General features: G+C 62.0%; 13 protein-coding genes, 1 other RNA gene and 1 riboswitch. Of the genes, 9 read left to right on the top strand and 5 right to left on the bottom strand.

What is annotated here, in order from left to right; translation table 11 throughout:
* Positions 1-52: 52 nt before the first annotated feature.
* The gene (gyrA, locus tag ACZ0AJ_RS03845) at positions 53-2,668 is read right to left on the bottom strand and encodes a DNA gyrase subunit A (RefSeq protein ID WP_258836182.1); all 2,616 of its coding nucleotides are present in this window, start codon (positions 2,666-2,668) and stop codon (positions 53-55) included.
* Between the two features lie 374 nt (positions 2,669-3,042).
* On the opposite strand from gyrA, the gene ompA reads away from it, so the two are divergent.
* The 4 genes from ompA (at position 3,043) to ACZ0AJ_RS03825 (ending at position 6,173) form a co-directional block, all read left to right on the top strand.
* Positions 3,043-3,747 carry an outer membrane protein OmpA gene (gene ompA, locus ACZ0AJ_RS03840; RefSeq protein WP_183550055.1) on the top strand — a complete coding sequence of 235 codons (705 nt, stop codon included), beginning with the start codon at positions 3,043-3,045 and terminating at the stop codon, positions 3,745-3,747.
* A 207-nt stretch (positions 3,748-3,954) separates the two neighbouring features.
* Positions 3,955-4,659, top strand: a complete 705-nt coding sequence (gene ubiG / locus ACZ0AJ_RS03835) for a bifunctional 2-polyprenyl-6-hydroxyphenol methylase/3-demethylubiquinol 3-O-methyltransferase UbiG (protein WP_183550052.1) — start codon at positions 3,955-3,957, stop codon at positions 4,657-4,659.
* A gap of 4 nt (positions 4,660-4,663) precedes the next feature.
* On the top strand, positions 4,664-5,371 hold the full coding sequence (locus ACZ0AJ_RS03830) for an HAD family hydrolase (RefSeq protein WP_499453949.1): 708 nt from the start codon (positions 4,664-4,666) through the stop codon (positions 5,369-5,371).
* Between the two features lie 193 nt (positions 5,372-5,564).
* A complete protein-coding gene (locus ACZ0AJ_RS03825) occupies positions 5,565-6,173 on the top strand; it encodes a glycine zipper 2TM domain-containing protein (RefSeq protein ID WP_307732197.1) in 609 nt (202 codons plus the stop codon).
* Between the two features lie 40 nt (positions 6,174-6,213).
* On the opposite strand, the gene ACZ0AJ_RS03820 is transcribed toward ACZ0AJ_RS03825, so the two are convergent.
* Positions 6,214-7,125: a class I SAM-dependent methyltransferase gene (locus ACZ0AJ_RS03820; RefSeq protein ID WP_499453947.1), complete on the bottom strand. Its 912-nt coding sequence runs from the start codon at positions 7,123-7,125 to the stop codon at positions 6,214-6,216.
* Between the two features lie 98 nt (positions 7,126-7,223).
* Between ACZ0AJ_RS03820 and ssrA the strand changes: the two genes are divergently transcribed.
* From ssrA to ACZ0AJ_RS03800, 4 genes are all read left to right on the top strand, one after another.
* Positions 7,224-7,582, top strand: a transfer-messenger RNA (tmRNA) gene (gene ssrA / locus ACZ0AJ_RS03815).
* Between the two features lie 419 nt (positions 7,583-8,001).
* On the top strand, positions 8,002-8,805 hold the full coding sequence (locus tag ACZ0AJ_RS03810; protein WP_499452810.1) for a T9SS type A sorting domain-containing protein: 804 nt from the start codon (positions 8,002-8,004) through the stop codon (positions 8,803-8,805).
* Positions 8,806-9,142: 337 nt separating this feature from the next.
* Entirely contained in the window at positions 9,143-10,264 is a 1,122-nt protein-coding gene (locus ACZ0AJ_RS03805) for an acyltransferase family protein (RefSeq protein ID WP_499452809.1), read from the top strand.
* Between the two features lie 61 nt (positions 10,265-10,325).
* Positions 10,326-10,499: riboswitch (yybP-ykoY riboswitch) on the top strand.
* A 3-nt stretch (positions 10,500-10,502) separates the two neighbouring features.
* Positions 10,503-11,057 carry a manganese efflux pump MntP gene (locus tag ACZ0AJ_RS03800; RefSeq protein WP_499452808.1) on the top strand — a complete coding sequence of 185 codons (555 nt, stop codon included), beginning with the start codon at positions 10,503-10,505 and terminating at the stop codon, positions 11,055-11,057.
* Between the two features lie 28 nt (positions 11,058-11,085).
* Here ACZ0AJ_RS03800 and ACZ0AJ_RS03795 read toward each other — a convergent pair whose 3' ends face one another.
* The 3 genes from ACZ0AJ_RS03795 to tssF all read right to left on the bottom strand — a co-directional run bounded on the left by ACZ0AJ_RS03795 (position 11,086) and on the right by tssF (position 14,607).
* Positions 11,086-11,715, bottom strand: a complete 630-nt coding sequence (locus ACZ0AJ_RS03795; RefSeq protein ID WP_499452807.1) for a type 1 glutamine amidotransferase domain-containing protein — start codon at positions 11,713-11,715, stop codon at positions 11,086-11,088.
* A gap of 96 nt (positions 11,716-11,811) precedes the next feature.
* On the bottom strand, positions 11,812-12,771 hold the full coding sequence (tssG, locus tag ACZ0AJ_RS03790; RefSeq protein WP_499452806.1) for a type VI secretion system baseplate subunit TssG: 960 nt from the start codon (positions 12,769-12,771) through the stop codon (positions 11,812-11,814).
* A gap of 3 nt (positions 12,772-12,774) precedes the next feature.
* Complete coding sequence (gene tssF / locus ACZ0AJ_RS03785) at positions 12,775-14,607, bottom strand: type VI secretion system baseplate subunit TssF (RefSeq protein WP_499452805.1); 1,833 nt, start codon at positions 14,605-14,607, stop codon at positions 12,775-12,777.
* A 176-nt stretch (positions 14,608-14,783) separates the two neighbouring features.
* Between tssF and ACZ0AJ_RS03780 the strand changes: the two genes are divergently transcribed.
* Positions 14,784-16,184, top strand: coding sequence for an MATE family efflux transporter (locus tag ACZ0AJ_RS03780; protein ID WP_499452804.1), 1,401 nt, complete (start codon positions 14,784-14,786; stop codon positions 16,182-16,184).
* Positions 16,185-16,221: the final 37 nt, after the last annotated feature.

Here is a 16,221-nt window from a genome sequence, read left to right as displayed (position 1 = left end):
CATTCGAAGTGACAGCAACAGGGACGACAGCACGCCCCTGCTCAGTACGATATTACTCGGGCGCCGGCTCGAACTCGACTTCTTCGAGGTCGGTTTCGACGATGCGCTGCAGGCCCGACAGCTTGGTGCCGTCTTCCACGGCGATGAGGGTCACGCCCTGCGTCGCGCGGCCCATCTCGCGGATCTCGGACACGCGGGTGCGAATCAGCACGCCGCCCGTCGTGATCAGCATGATCTCGTCGCTTGGCTCGACCAGCGTCGCCGCCACCACCTTGCCGTTACGCTCGGAGGTCTGGATCGCGATCATGCCCTTCGTACCGCGGCCATGGCGCGTGTACTCCGTGATCGGGGTACGCTTGCCGAAGCCGTTCTCGGTCGCGGTGAGCACGGTTTGCTGCTCGTTCTCGGCCACCAGCAGCGCGATGACTTCCTGGCCTTCTTCGAGGTTCATGCCGCGCACGCCGCGGGCGGTACGGCCCATCGGGCGCACGTCGTTCTCGTCGAAGCGCACGGCCTTGCCGGCGTCTGAGAACAGCATCACGTCGTGCTTGCCGTCGGTGAGCGCCGCGCCAACCAGCACGTCGCCCTCGTCCAGGTCGACCGCAATGATGCCGGCCTTGCGTGGATTGGAGAAGTCGCGCAGCGGCGTCTTTTTCACGGTACCCAGCGACGTGGACATGAAGACGTAATGGTCTTCAGGGAAGGTGCGGTTTTCGCCCTGCAGCGGCAGCACGACGGTGATCTTTTCGTTGTCCTGCAGCGGGAACATGTTGACGATCGGCTTGCCGCGCGAGTTGCGCGAGCCTTGCGGCACTTCCCAGACCTTGAGCCAGTACATGCGGCCACGGTTACTGAAGCACAGGATGTAATCGTGCGTGTTGGCGATGAAGAGCTGGTCGATCCAGTCGTCTTCTTTCGTTGCCATCGCCTGCTTGCCACGGCCGCCACGCTTTTGCGCGCGGTATTCGGACACCGGCTGCGACTTCATGTAACCCGAGTGCGACAGCGTCACGACCATGTCCTGCGGCGTGATCAGGTCTTCGGTTTCGAGGTCGCTGGCATTGTGCTCGATGGCCGAACGGCGCGTATCCTTGCCATTGTCGGCGTACTCGGATTTGATCGCCGTCATTTCATCGACGATGATCGTGGTGACGCGCTCGGGCTTGGACAGGATGTCGAGCAGGTCGGCGATGTGGGTCATCACTTCCTTGTACTCGTTGACGATCTTGTCCTGCTCCAGGCCCGTCAGGCGCTGCAGACGCATCTGCAGAATCTCTTGCGCCTGTTCGTCCGACAGCTTGTACAGGCCGTCAGGCTGCATGCCGTAGTGCTTTGGCAGGTGCTCGGGACGGAAGGCTTCGATGCCGCCGGCAGCGCCGGTCTCGGTACGGTTGAGCATTTCGCGTACCAGGGACGAATCCCAGGCTTGCTGCATCAGCTCGACCTTGGCAACCGGTGGCGACGGCGCCGCCTTGATGATCGCGATGAAATCGTCGATATTGGCCAGCGCGACGGCCAGGCCTTCGAGCATGTGGCCGCGGTCGCGCGCCTTGCGCAGTTCGAACACGGTACGGCGCGTGACGACTTCGCGGCGGTGCGACAGGAAGCACTCGAGCATCTGCTTGAGGTTCAGCAGCTTCGGCTGGCCATTCACCAGCGCCACCATGTTCATGCCGAACGTGTCTTGCAGCTGCGTTTGCTTGTACAGGTTGTTCAGCACGACTTCGGGGACTTCGCCGCGCTTGAGCTCGATCACGACGCGCATCCCCGACTTGTCGGACTCGTCGCGGATGTCGGAAATGCCTTCGAGCTTCTTGTCGCGCACGTTCTCGGCGATGCGCTCGAGCAGCGACTTCTTGTTCACCTGGTACGGCAGCTCATCGATGATGATCGCCGTACGGGCGCCGTCGCGGCCGATTTCTTCGAAGTGGGTCTTGGCGCGCATCACGACGCGGCCACGACCGGTGCGGTAACCGTCGCGCACGCCCGAGACGCCATAGATGATGCCGGCGGTCGGGAAGTCCGGCGCCGGGATCAGCTCGATCAGCTCGTCAATCGTGCAGTCCGGGTTGTGCAGCACGTGCATCGCGCCGGCAATCACTTCGGACAGATTGTGCGGCGGAATATTGGTGGCCATGCCGACCGCGATGCCCGATGAACCATTGATCAACAGGTTCGGGATGCGGGTTGGCAGGACGGTCGGCTCTTTCTCTTTGCCGTCGTAGTTCGGCTGGAAGTCGACGGTGTCCTTGTCGATGTCGGCCAGAATTTCGCCGGCAATCTTGTCCAGGCGGCACTCGGTGTAACGCATCGCTGCGGCGCTGTCGCCATCGATGGAGCCGAAGTTGCCCTGGCCATCGACCAGCGTGTAGCGCAGCGAGAAGTCTTGCGCCATGCGCACGAGCGTGTCGTAGATCGACGAGTCGCCGTGCGGGTGGAATTTGCCCATCGTGTCGCCGACGACGCGCGCGCACTTCAGGTAGGGCCGGTTCCACACGTTGTTCATTTCGTGCATCGCGTACAGGACGCGGCGGTGCACTGGCTTTAAGCCGTCGCGGACATCCGGCAGTGCGCGGCCCACGATCACGCTCATTGCGTAATCGAGATAGCTCTTGCGCATCTCTTCTTCGAGGGAAATCGGGACTGTTTCTTTTGCGAATTGATCCATTGGCGGGTCGACTGCTTTCAGGCGAAAGTTATAAGTTACAGCGGACGATTCTACCACGCGCAACATAGTAGTTGCTCAATTCCGGGCCATGCCTTTTTGACACCGAAAATCCGGACTGGACTCACTAAAAGTTCCAGTATTGTCGTCACCAGCGACGCCTGCTTGCATAAATGTTGCGCTTAAACAACGTCAAGCAACAAATGCTCGGTGTTTGATTTAGGTGCAGTCGTACGATTTTGGTGCGTGTGGCAGAATGGCCAGGAAGTCAATTGCTTGTTTCACAATACGAAACGGACAGAGCAGCCACCATGTTATTGTTATGACCACATGGAGACTGTCTGAATCGACACGGAATTTACCGAAAGGAAAAGAATATGAAAAAAATGATCACTGTTCTGTTCGCAGCAACGGCCGCCATCGCGGGCGTCGCTTCTGCCCAAAGCGCCCCACCTTATGCGCCGCTGACCACTGACCTGCAAGCGCGCACCCCATACAGCGCTTATGTGCAGGACAGCCGCGGCGTGATCGCACGCAATCCTTTCGGTCTGTGCTGGCGTACCGGCTACTGGACCCCGGCTGATGCGGTCCCAGGTTGCGACGCGCCACTGTGCGTTGAGCCAGAAAAGCTTGAAAACGGCAAGTGTGTCGCGCCACCAGCGCCAGTCGCCCCTGCACCAGCACCGGCACCAGTGCCTGAAGCAGCGCCAGTCCCAACCTCGGAAAAAGTCAGCTACTCGGCCGACGCATTCTTCGACTTCGACAAGGCGATCCTGAAGCCAGCCGGCAAGGCATCGCTGGACGAGCTGAGCGGCAAGCTGGGCGACATGAACCTGGAAGTCATCATCGCCGTCGGTCACACTGACTCGGTCGGTACCGATGCGTACAACCAGAAACTGTCGATCCGCCGCGCAGAAGCTGTCAAGGCTTACCTGAAGGGCAAGGGCATCGAAGAAACCCGCATCTACACCGAAGGCAAGGGCGAGAGCCAGCCTAAGGCGGACAACGCCACTGCCGAAGGCCGCGCACAGAATCGTCGCGTGGAAATCGAAGTGGTCGGCACCCGCGGCGCCGCCAAGTAATCGTCAACAGTAGTTGCAGTAAGCACGTCGTCCCCGCGCAGGCGGGGACCCAAGTTTGCAAGCGTTTCGTTCACGCTGAACTTGGGTCCCCGCTTTCGCGGGGACGACGTCGTTTTAGGTATCGACGATTCAAGTACATCTGGCTCCCCGCATGCGCGGGGACGACCTTCTCCCGAATCGGGAGAAGGTCGGTTATTATTCCGAGCTATGACGACGACAAATTCAGACCCATCAGAAATTCAGAAGTTCAGCGAACTGGCCCACCGCTGGTGGGATCCGACCTCGGAATTCCGGCCGCTGCACGAGATCAATCCCCTGCGCCTTGAGTGGATCAATGCGCGCGTGCCGCTGGCCGGCAAGAACGTGATCGACATCGGTTGCGGCGGCGGCGTGCTGTCCGAGTCGATGGCGAAAAAAGGCGCCAAAGTCACTGGCATCGATCTGTCGGAAAAAGCGCTGAAGGTCGCTGACCTGCACAGCCTGGAATCCGGGGTTGAAGTGCGTTACAAGCACATCGCTGCCGAAGACATGGCCCTGGCAGAACCGGGCCAATTCGACGTGGTGACCTGCATGGAAATGCTGGAACACGTGCCCGACCCCGCCTCGATCGTGCGCGCCGCGGCAGCCCTGGTCAAACCGGGTGGCCACCTGTTTTTCTCGACGCTCAACCGCAATCCAAAGTCGTACCTGTTCGCTGTGATCGGCGCCGAGTACATCCTGCGCATGCTGCCGCGCGGCACGCACGACTACGGCAAGTTCATCACGCCCGCCGAGCTGTCGCAGTTCGTGCGCCAGGCCGGCCTGCAGGTCGATGGCCTCAAGGGCCTGACCTACAACCCGTTGACCAAGATCTATTCGCTCAACAGCGACACCAGTGTGAACTACATGGTGGCGTGCACCAAACCCCTGTGATCCGATGACCTTCCCCCCTTCGATTCCGGCGCCGCGCGCCGTCCTGTTCGACCTCGATGGCACGCTGGCCGACACCGCGCCCGACCTGGCTGCGGCCGTCAACTGGCTGCGCACCGAGCGCGGCCTTGCCGAGACGCCGTACGAAGTGCTGCGCCCTACGGCCTCGGCCGGTGCGCGCGGCATGATCGGGGCTGCTTTTGGCCTGGCGCCGGGCGACGACGGCTACGAAGAACTGCGCCTGGCCTGGTTCGACCGCTATCAAACGGCGATGTCGACCCATACGACGCTGTTCGACGGCATCAACGAGCTGCTCACCGGCATCGAACAAGCCGGCATGGCATGGGGCATCGTCACCAACAAGCCCTCGCGCTTCACCGACCCGCTGGTCCCGCAGATCGCACTGGCGCACGCCGGTTGCATCGTCTCGGGCGACACGACAGCGTTCGCCAAGCCGCATCCGGCGCCCGTGCTCGAAGGCGCCCGCCGCCTGGGCGTTGCACCAGAACAGTGCTGGTATGTCGGTGACGACCTGCGCGATATCGAAGCCGGCAAGGCAGCCGGCATGGTCACCGTAGCCTGCGCCTGGGGTTATTGCGGCGCGATTGCACCGTCGACCTGGGGCGCTGATTACCTGTTCGACACACCGGAGCAATTGCTGGCTGCATTGCGCGATGCTGCAGATCGCACGTCGCGCGCGGATCGGGCAGCCTGATCGCGTAGCCCCGCCGCTTTACACTAACTTGCTTCCACGATGGCGCCCTCTTCGGGCGCCATTTTTGTTTGTGCCCGCCAAGGATGCCGGCTTACATCTCTTTACGATTGATACAGGGATGCGTCTAGCTTGGAAGCGGGCTCGCCAGTAATCTACATCCATACAAACAAGCAATAGCTTACTGGAGCAGATCATGGAAAACACCACCAACCGCATTCACCCAATGATGGCAGCCGCAGCAGCGTCGGTCATCATCGTCAGCCTGACCGGTGCCGCAGCGATCACTGGTCTGCTGCCATCGTCCAAGAGCGCGCCCGAGCCGATGCCGCTGGCCGCCACCTCGCCCTACAATCTGCAGCAGCCTGGCATGCAGCAGCCTGGCCTGCAAGTGCCTAACGGCTATATGGTCCAGAACGGCCAGCTGGTGCCGGTCGCGGCCAACCAGCAGCAACTGGTTCCTGCCATGGTCCCGGCGATGGTGCCCGCTAACCAACTGGCGTATGCCCAGCCAGTGGCCCAACAGCAGCAGCCGACCGTGATCATCAAGGAAAAGCCGGTGGTGCGCGTGGTCGAGAAAACCCGCGTGGTGCACGCTGCGCCGAAGCCAGTGCACTATGAACAGCGGCGTTACGCAGAACCAGCGCCAGCACAACCGAACTATGTCGGCATCGGTACCGGCGCCGTCATCGGCGGCCTGATCGGTAATCAGATCGGCGGCGGCAATGGCAAGAAACTGGCCACCGTGGCCGGCGTGATCGGCGGCGGCATGCTGGGCAACGAGATTGCCAACCGCAATCGTTAAGCACGCGACAACCGCACACCTCCCCTTGGCCGCAAGCTGATCAGCTTGCGGCTTTTTTCTTGAAAATGCTGACGATGATGTCGCTCGGGAAAATGCTCAAGACGGGGATGGCGCAGCGGATCGCGATGTATTGCAGATACAGCGACACCGGCGCGGCCTTGCCCACGCAACGCATCCGTTCCATGAGGCCTTCTGCGCGCAGTGCAGGCAACTCGGCCGTTTTCGCCATCGTGAACCCTTGCTTGAGCACCAGTTCGCGCAGATTGTGCGGGTCAAAATAATGGACGTGCGGTGACGGCATATCCTTCTGCCACATGCGCTCGAACGGTCCGCGCCAGCCAACCCGGGCCAGCACCTTGGACATGCGATAGAAAAAGCCGCGGCTATTGGGCAGGTTCAGGATCAGGATGCCGCCGTCATTCAGATGCGCGTGGCAAGCTGCCAGTGCACGATGAATATCGGGAATATGCTCGATCACATCGTTGAAGACGATCGCATCGAAGCGCTCGTCGCGCCCCACGGCATCCGGAAAATAACCCGAGCGCACCGGCAAGCCACGCGCAGCCGCCCGCCCACCCACCTCGGCATCGGGTTCGACACCCAGCACATCGAACTGGCCGCGCGCTGCCTCGAGAAACCAGCCGTGCGCGCTGCCTACGTCGAGCAAACGTGGCTTGTTGGCTGATACATGCTGCTTCGCATAGCCGACGATCGTGTTGAAATTCTCGACGCGCAATGCCTTGAGCCCTGCCTCGCGCTGTGCTTCATCGATGGGCGCGATACTGAGCACATTGATCGCCGGCGTCAATGCGGCGCTTTCATAGCGACATCCAAGGCATCTTGCGTGCCAGCCAGTCAGTCCTGCGATCTGCGGACCGCCACAAACGATGCATGTCATTACGGACCCTGTCGTTACATGAAGAATTTGACGAGCATATTGCATTTCAAGCATGCATTGCGGGTTTCTCACCAGCAGCGACTTTAAGTCTTCTCTAATGAAAACCGGTGTACATCATCCACTCATGGGGTACAATAAAACTTCTCGACACTGGGGGCGACCTGGTTTCGACGTGGGTTGCAAAGCAGCGCAGGGCATACCGAGGACTGGTTACCTCGTAAATACATCCAGAAATCAATAACTGCAAACGATAACTCGTACGCACAAGCAGCTTAATTGCTGCTAGCTCTACAACACCTCGCCTCTGGGGTGAGTCGCAAGACTAGTAGAGTCATTTACAGAGGCTAGGACTCAGCCGGGTTACTTGGTTGTTTCCGAAATTTAAGGTAACTCGCCTGTCCAAAGCGTGCACATCCGCGCTGTACAGGCTAAATTAAATGATAGTGCTAAGTATGTAGAACTGTCTGTAGAGTGCTTGCGGACGCGGGTTCGATTCCCGCCGCCTCCACCAGTATTCCTAAAAAACCGTCCTGTGGACGGTTTTTTTTCGCCTGCGCTCCAGGCGGCGGGAATCGAACCCGCGGGACGCGGGGGATTTCCGGGAATTCGGGGAGCACCGCTCCCCGCCGGAAATCCGCCTTGCGCTTGCAAGCGCAAGGCTCTCCGATTCGCCTGACCAGAGGGAAATCGCCAAGGCGATTTCTTGCTCTACAGCTGACAACAACGCAGATCAAATGCCCACGTCCGCAACCACCCGCCCGCTACACCCAACCACCTTCGGCATGATGAGCAAGATCAACTAATCGTCATTTCTTTCTCACGCGAGTTTGTTCACGATCGACAACAGAACCACTACCTGTCCCAAGATAAGAGGTCGGCCACGCGCCACCTCTGTTCAGCACATCCACCATCCAATGGAAAGGGACACAAATGCAATCGAATCCCGAGGATCATGCCAGGCCCGCGATCACACCTGAACACACTCCACAAGACCGTAGCCACTACATGGCAGCAGCATTCGGCGGTTTTCTTGTCGGATTTAGCGAGCTAATACGCGCCGGCAGTGAAACAACGAATGTAACAGTACTCCGCATTTCGGCGGTGCTACGAGAACAGTTCTCACCTTACCTGGGAGCGGGCTGGATCGCGCTATGCCTGATGGCGATCTTTTCGACAATTCTGTGCAGCATCTATCGTCCAGCCAACCGCAAAGAATCGTTCACCCTGGGACTATCCGTCTTCGCGATACTGGCAGCATTTACCCCTGAGCAGCAAGCCCGCTCGCCGTTGGAGGCAGCAACACATCAGCTCAGCTTTTTTTCATTCATCTCGCAAGCAAATGCAAGCCGCCTCAAGCGGGGAGAAATGGGAGATTACTACTTTGAGTTTACCAAGCAACAAAACACAATTCAGGACAACGATGGACTGATTTCGGTCTACGACATTTCAGGGCGACATTTGCTGATTACCCAGCCAATGAACACCGCCAAAATCAGCAAATTGCGCTTGCCGAGAGGGTATTACCTTTTGAAATTTGAATGCGGCGGCTGTGCAAGTGTTCGTACACAACTCATTGTTGAAAAGCCCGCAGAAGCATCAACCATCAAATTAAGCAATTCAAAAGTTCCCTTGAGTTTTCAAAGGCTATTCAATGCTGACATCGTCGAAGTCACTGATGTTCCAGACCATGAACTCGACAGAATCTTGAATTCGTATTCGTCTCAGCAGCAATAACTGCAATAACGACATAGTCAGGCTATCGCAACGACCAACCGACATCCATGCGCTAAGGCGCTGGACTGCAATAGCAGCAACCACACGGCTTGCACTGAGCCGATGAGTCCTGTTTCAGCAAAGTACAACATCCGCATCGCAAGCCATTTACTGCATCAAATGCGGTGAATGGCATCGCTATTCACCGCTAGCCCAAGATCAAACACCAGGCAGCATCCCGCACACACTAGCCCCGCGCCATGCTTTTTTAGCAAGCTCGGCTATGATGGCGCCTTGACAAGCTCGTCGGCAGAACCCCTGCAGCGCGCCCGCACCCGCGTCACCATCCAGAAACCACATGAAGTCTGCATCCAGCACCACCCTGATCACGCCGCCACAACGCTCCGCAGAATACGCCTCAATCAACCTGCTGAAAGCCATCTCCGCCCAGCTGATCGTCCTGCACCACCTGGCCTTCTACGGCCCCATGGCCGACTACACCCGCGAGGCACTCCCTGACCTGATCGACTGGCTGGCCCAGGATGCCCGCATCGCAGTCCAGGTCTTCCTCGTCATCGGCGGCTTCCTCGCTGCAAAGTCATTGTCGCCGCACGGCCTGACCGGCCCCGCCAACCCCGTACCAACGATCCTGCGCCGTTACACCAAGCTTGCCCCGCCATTCTTCGTGGCGATCCTGCTGGCCGTTGCCGCCTCATGGCTGGCAGGCCTCTGGATGACACACGATGCCATCTCCGCCCCACCCAGCGGCGGACAATTGCTCGCACACGCGTTCCTGCTGCATGACGTGCTTGCCTACGACGCGCTCTCGGCCGGCGCCTGGTACGTCGCCATCGATCTGCAGCTGTATGCCATGTTCAGCATCCTGCTGTGGGCTTGCAGCCGCGCATCGGCACGACCCATGCCCGCCGATCTGATCCCGGCCGTGACGGCCATTGCCACCGGCGCCTCGCTGCTGTACTTCAACCTGGACGCCGACTGGGACGTCTGGGCGCCCTACTTTCTCGGCAGTTATGGCCTGGGCGCGCTTGCCTGGTGGGCGAGCGATCCTGCCCGCCGGCCGCGCTCGGTCGCGATTCTGCTACTGATGATGACCGTACCGGCGCTGCTCGCGCTGACGGTCGACTTTCGCAGCCGCATTGCCCTTGCGCTGCTCGTCGCGTGTGTGCTGGTCGCGTTCGGCCGCATGCAGGCCGCGTCGACCGCACCCGGGCAATGGCGCGTCGTCAGCAGCGCCGGAAACATCTCGTTCTCCATATTCCTGGTGCATTTCCCTGTGTGCCTCGTCATCAACGCGGCATTCACCCGCTTCGCGCCGCAGGACGTGCTCGTGCAAACTGCTGGCATGATCCTCGCCTGGATTGCCAGCATGATCGCCGGCGCACTGTTCCATCACGGCGTCGAATTGCCGCTCGGACGTGCGCTGAGGCTGGCGCCAAGGCGCCGCGCCGCCCTTGCCTGATGCCCGGATGTGCCGATGGCGTGCCCGCCACGCGCCTTGCCGATTAGCTACCGCTGAGTTACCATAGCGCCGCCCTTGGGGAGTAGCCTGCTTCCTCTTTCGGAAGTTTGTCGCATCAACATACTTGACGCTCAACGTCATGGTGCGCAAGCCTTCTGGTTGGCAAGACCATTGGCATGTTTGCGTGACGTTCGGGCCACGCGACATGCCTTTTGTCGTGCCCGATCGGAAAGCTGTCATGTCTCTCGTTGCCATCCTCATCCTCGCCTTCGCCATGTCTACCGACGCCTTTGCCGTCGCCATTGCCATGGGCGCGCGCCGCCATCATGTACGGTTCAAGGATGCGTTGAAGGTGGGCGTGCTGTTCGGCGTGATCGAGGGCACGACGCCGCTGGTCGGCTGGGCGCTGGGCAGCATTGCCGCTTCCTACGTCGAGAGCTGGGATCACTGGGTGGCATTCGTCTTGCTCTGCGGACTGGGCGTACGCATGATCCACGAGGGCTTATCCCCGCCGGAAGACGCCGAAGACTCGAACCGACCGCTGTGGCTGCTGGCATTGACGGGTTTCGCCACCAGCATCGACGCCATGGTCGTGGGCGTCAGCCTGGCATTTACCAACGCCGGCATACTGATGCCGGCGCTGGCCATTGGCCTGGCAACGCTGACGATGGTGACACTGGGAATGCTGGTAGGCCGCCGCATCGGTGCCCTGGCGGGCAAGCGCGCCGAGATCTTCGGCGGCCTGGTCTTGATCGCGGTCGGTTGCGTCACGCTGTGGGAACACTTGCAGTGACGCGGCCCGGCCGCTGACGACTAGAATATTACGAGGTTGGCCCCGAATCGGTGCCAGCTTCTTGCAGCACCATCAATTGCTTCATGATGGCTTCGTTGAACGCCGGAATATCGTCCGGCTTGCGGCTCGTGATCAGTTTGCCGTCGACGACCACTTCGTCATCGGTCCATTCGGCGCCGGCGTTGACCAGGTCGATCTGCAGCGTCGGCCAGCTGGTCATGTGCTTCGACTCGGCAATGCCAGCGTCGATCAGCGGCCATGGGCCATGGCAGATCGCGGCAATCGGCTTGTCGCCATCGCCAAAGGCCTTGATGAAGGCGATCGATTCCGGGCTCGAGCGCAGATTGTCGGGATTGGCCACGCCGCCCGGCAGCAGGAGCAGATCGTAGTCATCGGCGTTGGCGTCTTCCACGTTCAGTTCGACCGCGTATTTGTCGCCAGGTTCAAGGTGATTGAAGCCCTGGATCTGTTCGCCCACTTTCTTTGGCGAGATCAGCACGACGGTCACGCCCTGCGCTTCGAGGAACTGGCGCGGCTTGGTGTATTCGACTTGCTCGACGCCGTCGGTCATCAGGACCGCGACGCGGCGGCCGTCGAGTGATTGGGTTGCTGCTGGTTCGAGATGATCTGCCGGCTGCATGTTTTCTGCTTGTTGCATGGTGCCTCCTGGTCGATGGTTTGTTAATTCGTTGACATCGATTGTAGGCTGCCCGTCACATGTGTGGCGCGCGTATGCCGTCAGGAATCGAACGTGTCACTCGAGCAGGTAACACATGTCGTCGCGATCACTTAGTGCACTGCGCGTGCACAAGAAGCCATTCAGCCCCAGCCGCGCCGAACCGCCGAGCTGCACACCATGGACCGCCTCGCGCCGCAGCACGACTTGCAAAGTGCGATACGGCACGTCGATGGCAAAGCGCCCGAGCAAGGCAGCCAATGCGCGGCTGCCCTCCTGCCCCGGGAGGAACCGTTCAAACTCAGTGGCGCTCACCGGACCCAGACGGATGCGGATGCCGAGCTCGGGCCGCAGCAGCCGCGCCCCTGCCGTGGCGCCCGCTCCCAGCACGCAATTGCCCTGGGCCAGCAACGTGCGCTGGTCCGGTGCGAGCACATCCCAGCGGCCGGTAAATTGCTCGACATGCACTGCCACGCCAAAGCAGGCGCCGAGTACGCCGGCGATCAGGTCGGCGCTGACCACGCGGCTGCGCAGCGGCGCGGCAAACCGGGCCATGGCGTCGACGCCCGCCACATCGTGACACCCCGACGCCACGCCAGCCAGCGCCAGCAGCAGCGGCTGGAAACGGTCGACGCCCGCCGCCAGCGGTTGCCGTACCCGGTACTTGCACCAGGCGCGGTAGAACAGCGCCACCTGGCGGCTGGAAAACAGATCGAGGAAGGCGCGCGGCCCGTCGTCGCGGTTGCGCAGCTCCCAGGCGGCGAACCGTTCGGTGTAGTGCAGCGGCAAGGCGCCCATCGTGCCAAGTAACCCCATCATCGCGGGTGTGATCGTGATTGCCGGCACGTCGCCGGTGCCGGGCTCGATGGCCTCGATCTCGCTCGGTGGAAAGCCCAGCCCGACACTGTTGCGAAAGCGAATGACGCCGCCAAGCGCCTGCTCCGGACCGATCTCCTGCCGGCCGAGCCAGCGCAGCAGCAGGCGCACCGCCTGGAAAAATTCGTAGCGCTGCGGGTGCGCCAGCAGGTCGGCAATCACCCACTACACCAGCGTCAGGCTGCCACTGCGTGGCTCGCAGCGCAGCAGTTCCTTGCCGCTCTGGCCAGAGACCAACACCAGTCGCGTGCAACTGTTCAGGTGAACATACAGCCCCAGAAAGCGGCTGACCACCTGCGCGAAGACGAACACGCTGCTGCCAGCAAATGCTTCTTCGTCCAGCGTCAGCCGCACCTCGGTCCCGTGCACGAGCGTGGCGCCATGCCGGTTGCGCAGCCAGGCCGTCGCCGGCAGCGTGGTCAGTGCGGTGAGGCCGGCGATCTGGCGCTGCGAACTGCCCGAGCGCGCCAGGTCGTACAGCGCCAGCGTGTCGCGGAAGGCGTCGAGCTGGGCCAGCGAGCGGTGATTCAGCGCCAGCTGGGCCACGAGGCGCCAGCCGGTGCCGTCGCGGTTGCCAAAGTGCAGCGGCGCGGATGGCTTGCGCAACAGGCGGATGGGCACGCCACCCGTCGCCGTTTCGCTGGCCAGGTCGCCGCCCGGCGCGCCAACGCCCACCGCGCAGGCCGACGGGCCGTTGCTGCAGGTCAGGTCGATCGACGCGATTGCTGGCTCGGGTCCGGCCAGTGCCGTGTCGTCGTCGCTGAAGGCGATCTGCATACGGTGCCTGCGGTCGCCCCCATCAATACGGCGGTCGTACCAGTAGCGCTGGCCTTCGCCGCCTTCGCCATGGCGCAGGCCATAACAGGGGCGATAGGTCACGCCGGCTGTCTTGCCGCCACGCGTTGTCAGTACCTGCACCGCGTCGATGCTATACACCTCGACGTCTTCTTCATGCCGGCCCGGCACCACGTCGTACAGGGACGAACGGTGCGTGATGCGCACCGGCGCCGCCGCTTGCTGGAATAAATTGACCACCGGTGCGCAGCCCGCGAGCAAGTGCTGGTGCGACAGTGCGCGCAGGACACGCGCCGGGCCGGCGTCTGCGTGCAGGCCGGTCAGCAGCACATGCAGCGTGAAGCGCCGCGCGCCGGCGGGAAACATCGGCGCCAGCGCCGCCAGGTCGACGTCGAGGAAGTGAAACTTGTCGGGGAAGGCAAAGTATTCGGTCAGCAAGCGGTAGGCGGGATGGGCGTGCGCCGGTTCGGGCACCAGGGCTTCGTCAGGCTCGAGGCCACCGAGCGACAAGACCGGGCGGTCCAGGCGGCGCCAGCGGTCCTGCCCTTCCGTCTCGACCCACGTTTCCAGCGTGTGCAGGCACAGGCTGTCAATGAGCGCGGCCGTCAGCAACGCGTCGCCGTCGACGTGCAGCCGCAGGCGCGCCAGGCCAAGTCCGGACAAGAGCCGGCATGGTATGGCGCTGTCGATACTGATGCTGATGCGCGCGCTGGCGCGGGCCGGCAGCCGGAGCGGCGGCGGCATCTGCGCCACCGGCGAGAACCAGGCGCGCGTGACCGTCACGGGCGCCAGCGCCAGGTCGGCCGTCGTGCGGAAGCGGCATGGCGCGCCGCCTGCGACCAGCGACGTCATCTCGGTGCCTCGCGGCACCACGTGCACGTGGCCAAGCGTGGCCGAGCTGGCCTGGCGGTCGCTGTCGTCGACGCGCACGATCGAGCAGCTCGGGATGCCGTGCAGGAAATGCGGATACAGGCTGCCGAGCAGCGCCTCGGTGAATTCCGGGTAATCGTCATCGAGCTTTTTCGCGGTGCGCGCATTGAGCAGCGCGCACGCCTGGATCAGGCGCCGGATATGCGGATCCTCGCTGCCTTCCGGCCCCAGGCCCAGCTCGGCGGCCAGCTTCGGATACTGGTGGGCAAGCTCGCGGCCGACCGTGTTCAGGTAGACCAGCTCGCGCTCGTAGTAGGGCAACAGCGCTTTCATTGCATTCTCCCTCAGGCTGACACGCTACGGTCGGTCAGATCGCGCGCATGGCCGTTGTGAAAGCGCAATGGATGCGCGCGGATAAACGACACGTTGCAGCGCGTGGACAGTGCGGCTTCCACCGGCCTTGACAATAAGTCAGTAAAATCACGGGTTCCCTAAGCCGAGCCTGCATCATGACCACCTCCGCCACACCGATCCGTACCGAAATTCTCACCCTGTGGCGCCTGTCGTGGCCCGTGCTGGTCGGCCAGCTGGCCACGGTCGGGATGGGCGTGGTCGATGTCGCCATGACCGGGCACGTCAGCGCCGAAGAACTGGCGGCGGTGTCGCTTGGCACGGCCGTGTGGTCGATCGTGCTGGTGACCGTGATGGGCACGATGATGGCGATCAATACCGTCGTCGCGCACGAAATGGGCGCCGCGCGGCACGACCAGGTGCCCCACTCGGTGCGTCAGGCAATGTGGAAAGGCCTGTTGGTCGGCACCATTGCGATGCTGTTTGCCAACCTGTGCACGCTGCTGTTCGACCATGTCGGCCTCGATGCCCATGTGGCCGCGCGGGCGTCGCTGGTCGTGCACGTGATCAGCGTCGGCTTGCCGGCCTTTGGCGTCTACCGCGCGCTGTACGGGTACACGACGAGCATCAACCAGACCAAGCCGATCATGTGGATTGCCATTTTCGGTCTGCTGTACAACACGCTGGTGAGCTGGTTGCTCGTCTTTGGGGAGCTGGGCTTTCCGCGCCTGGGCGCGGTTGGCTGCGCGATTGCCACGGCCAGCGGCATGTGGCTGATGCTGGGCGTGATGCTGTGGTGGGTGCGGCGCTCGCCGGCCTACCGCATGACCTACCCGTTCGACCGCTTCGAAGGGCCGAACGCCGCAGCCATCGGCAGCATGCTGCGCCTGGGCCTGCCGATCGGCGTGACGTACTTTGCCGAGGTCAGCGCCTTTGGCCTGATCAGCCTGCTGGTGGCGCGCTATGGCGTCGTGCAAGTCTCGGCGCACCAGATCGCGCTCAATTTTGCGTCGCTCGTGTTCATGCTGCCACTCAGTTTCGCCATTGGCATGCTTACCCGCGTCGGCCAGGCGATGGGCGAAGGCGACCCGGTGCGGGCGCGCTTCGTCGGCTGGGTCGGCGTGGGCGTGTCGCTGACGTTTGGCGCTCTGGCAGCATTGTTCATCGCCATCTTCCGCTGGGAAATCGCAGCCGCCTACACGTCCGATCCGGCCGTGCAGCAAGTGACGGCCCACCTGCTGCTGTTCGCGGCGCTGTTCCAGTTGTCGGACGCGACCCAGGTGGCCACCGCCTCGGCCATCCGTGGCTACCAGGTAACGCGCCCGCCGATGGTGATCCAGCTGGTCTCTTTCTGGGGCTTGTCGCTGCCACTCGGTTGCGTGCTGGGGCTGGCGCCGCAATGGTTCCCGTGGACGCCCGCGGCGCCGATGGAGGCCACCGGGTTCTGGATCGGCCTCGTGTTCGCGTTGACGGTCGCGGCGGTGCTGCTGACCTGGCAATTCGAGAAGCTGGCGCGCCAGCGTATCCGTGAGGGTGTGGCGAAAGCGTTGGTGTCCTAGTTTTTTATGACATGTCATTACAGCGCTGGCAGTCTGA

It is taken from the genome of Telluria sp. AC161 (assembly GCF_979258535.1).
Note: the sequence above shows the minus strand (reverse complement) of the source record. Positions and strands in the feature narration are given on the sequence as shown.

What these genes read in the sequence shown, in the direction of transcription:
- gyrA (WP_258836182.1), bottom strand. Translation starts at nt 2,668, where the DNA reads ATGGATCAATTCGCAAAAGAAACAGTCCCGATTTCCCTCGAAGAAGAG.
- ompA (WP_183550055.1), top strand. Translation starts at nt 3,043, where the DNA reads ATGAAAAAAATGATCACTGTTCTGTTCGCAGCAACGGCCGCCATCGCG.
- ubiG (WP_183550052.1), top strand. Translation starts at nt 3,955, where the DNA reads ATGACGACGACAAATTCAGACCCATCAGAAATTCAGAAGTTCAGCGAA.
- ACZ0AJ_RS03830 (WP_499453949.1), top strand. Translation starts at nt 4,664, where the DNA reads ATGACCTTCCCCCCTTCGATTCCGGCGCCGCGCGCCGTCCTGTTCGAC.
- ACZ0AJ_RS03825 (WP_307732197.1), top strand. Translation starts at nt 5,565, where the DNA reads ATGGAAAACACCACCAACCGCATTCACCCAATGATGGCAGCCGCAGCA.
- ACZ0AJ_RS03820 (WP_499453947.1), bottom strand. Translation starts at nt 7,125, where the DNA reads ATGCTTGAAATGCAATATGCTCGTCAAATTCTTCATGTAACGACAGGG.
- ACZ0AJ_RS03810 (WP_499452810.1), top strand. Translation starts at nt 8,002, where the DNA reads ATGCAATCGAATCCCGAGGATCATGCCAGGCCCGCGATCACACCTGAA.
- ACZ0AJ_RS03805 (WP_499452809.1), top strand. Translation starts at nt 9,143, where the DNA reads ATGAAGTCTGCATCCAGCACCACCCTGATCACGCCGCCACAACGCTCC.
- ACZ0AJ_RS03800 (WP_499452808.1), top strand. Translation starts at nt 10,503, where the DNA reads ATGTCTCTCGTTGCCATCCTCATCCTCGCCTTCGCCATGTCTACCGAC.
- ACZ0AJ_RS03795 (WP_499452807.1), bottom strand. Translation starts at nt 11,715, where the DNA reads ATGCAACAAGCAGAAAACATGCAGCCGGCAGATCATCTCGAACCAGCA.
- tssF (WP_499452805.1), bottom strand. Translation starts at nt 14,607, where the DNA reads ATGAAAGCGCTGTTGCCCTACTACGAGCGCGAGCTGGTCTACCTGAAC.
- ACZ0AJ_RS03780 (WP_499452804.1), top strand. Translation starts at nt 14,784, where the DNA reads ATGACCACCTCCGCCACACCGATCCGTACCGAAATTCTCACCCTGTGG.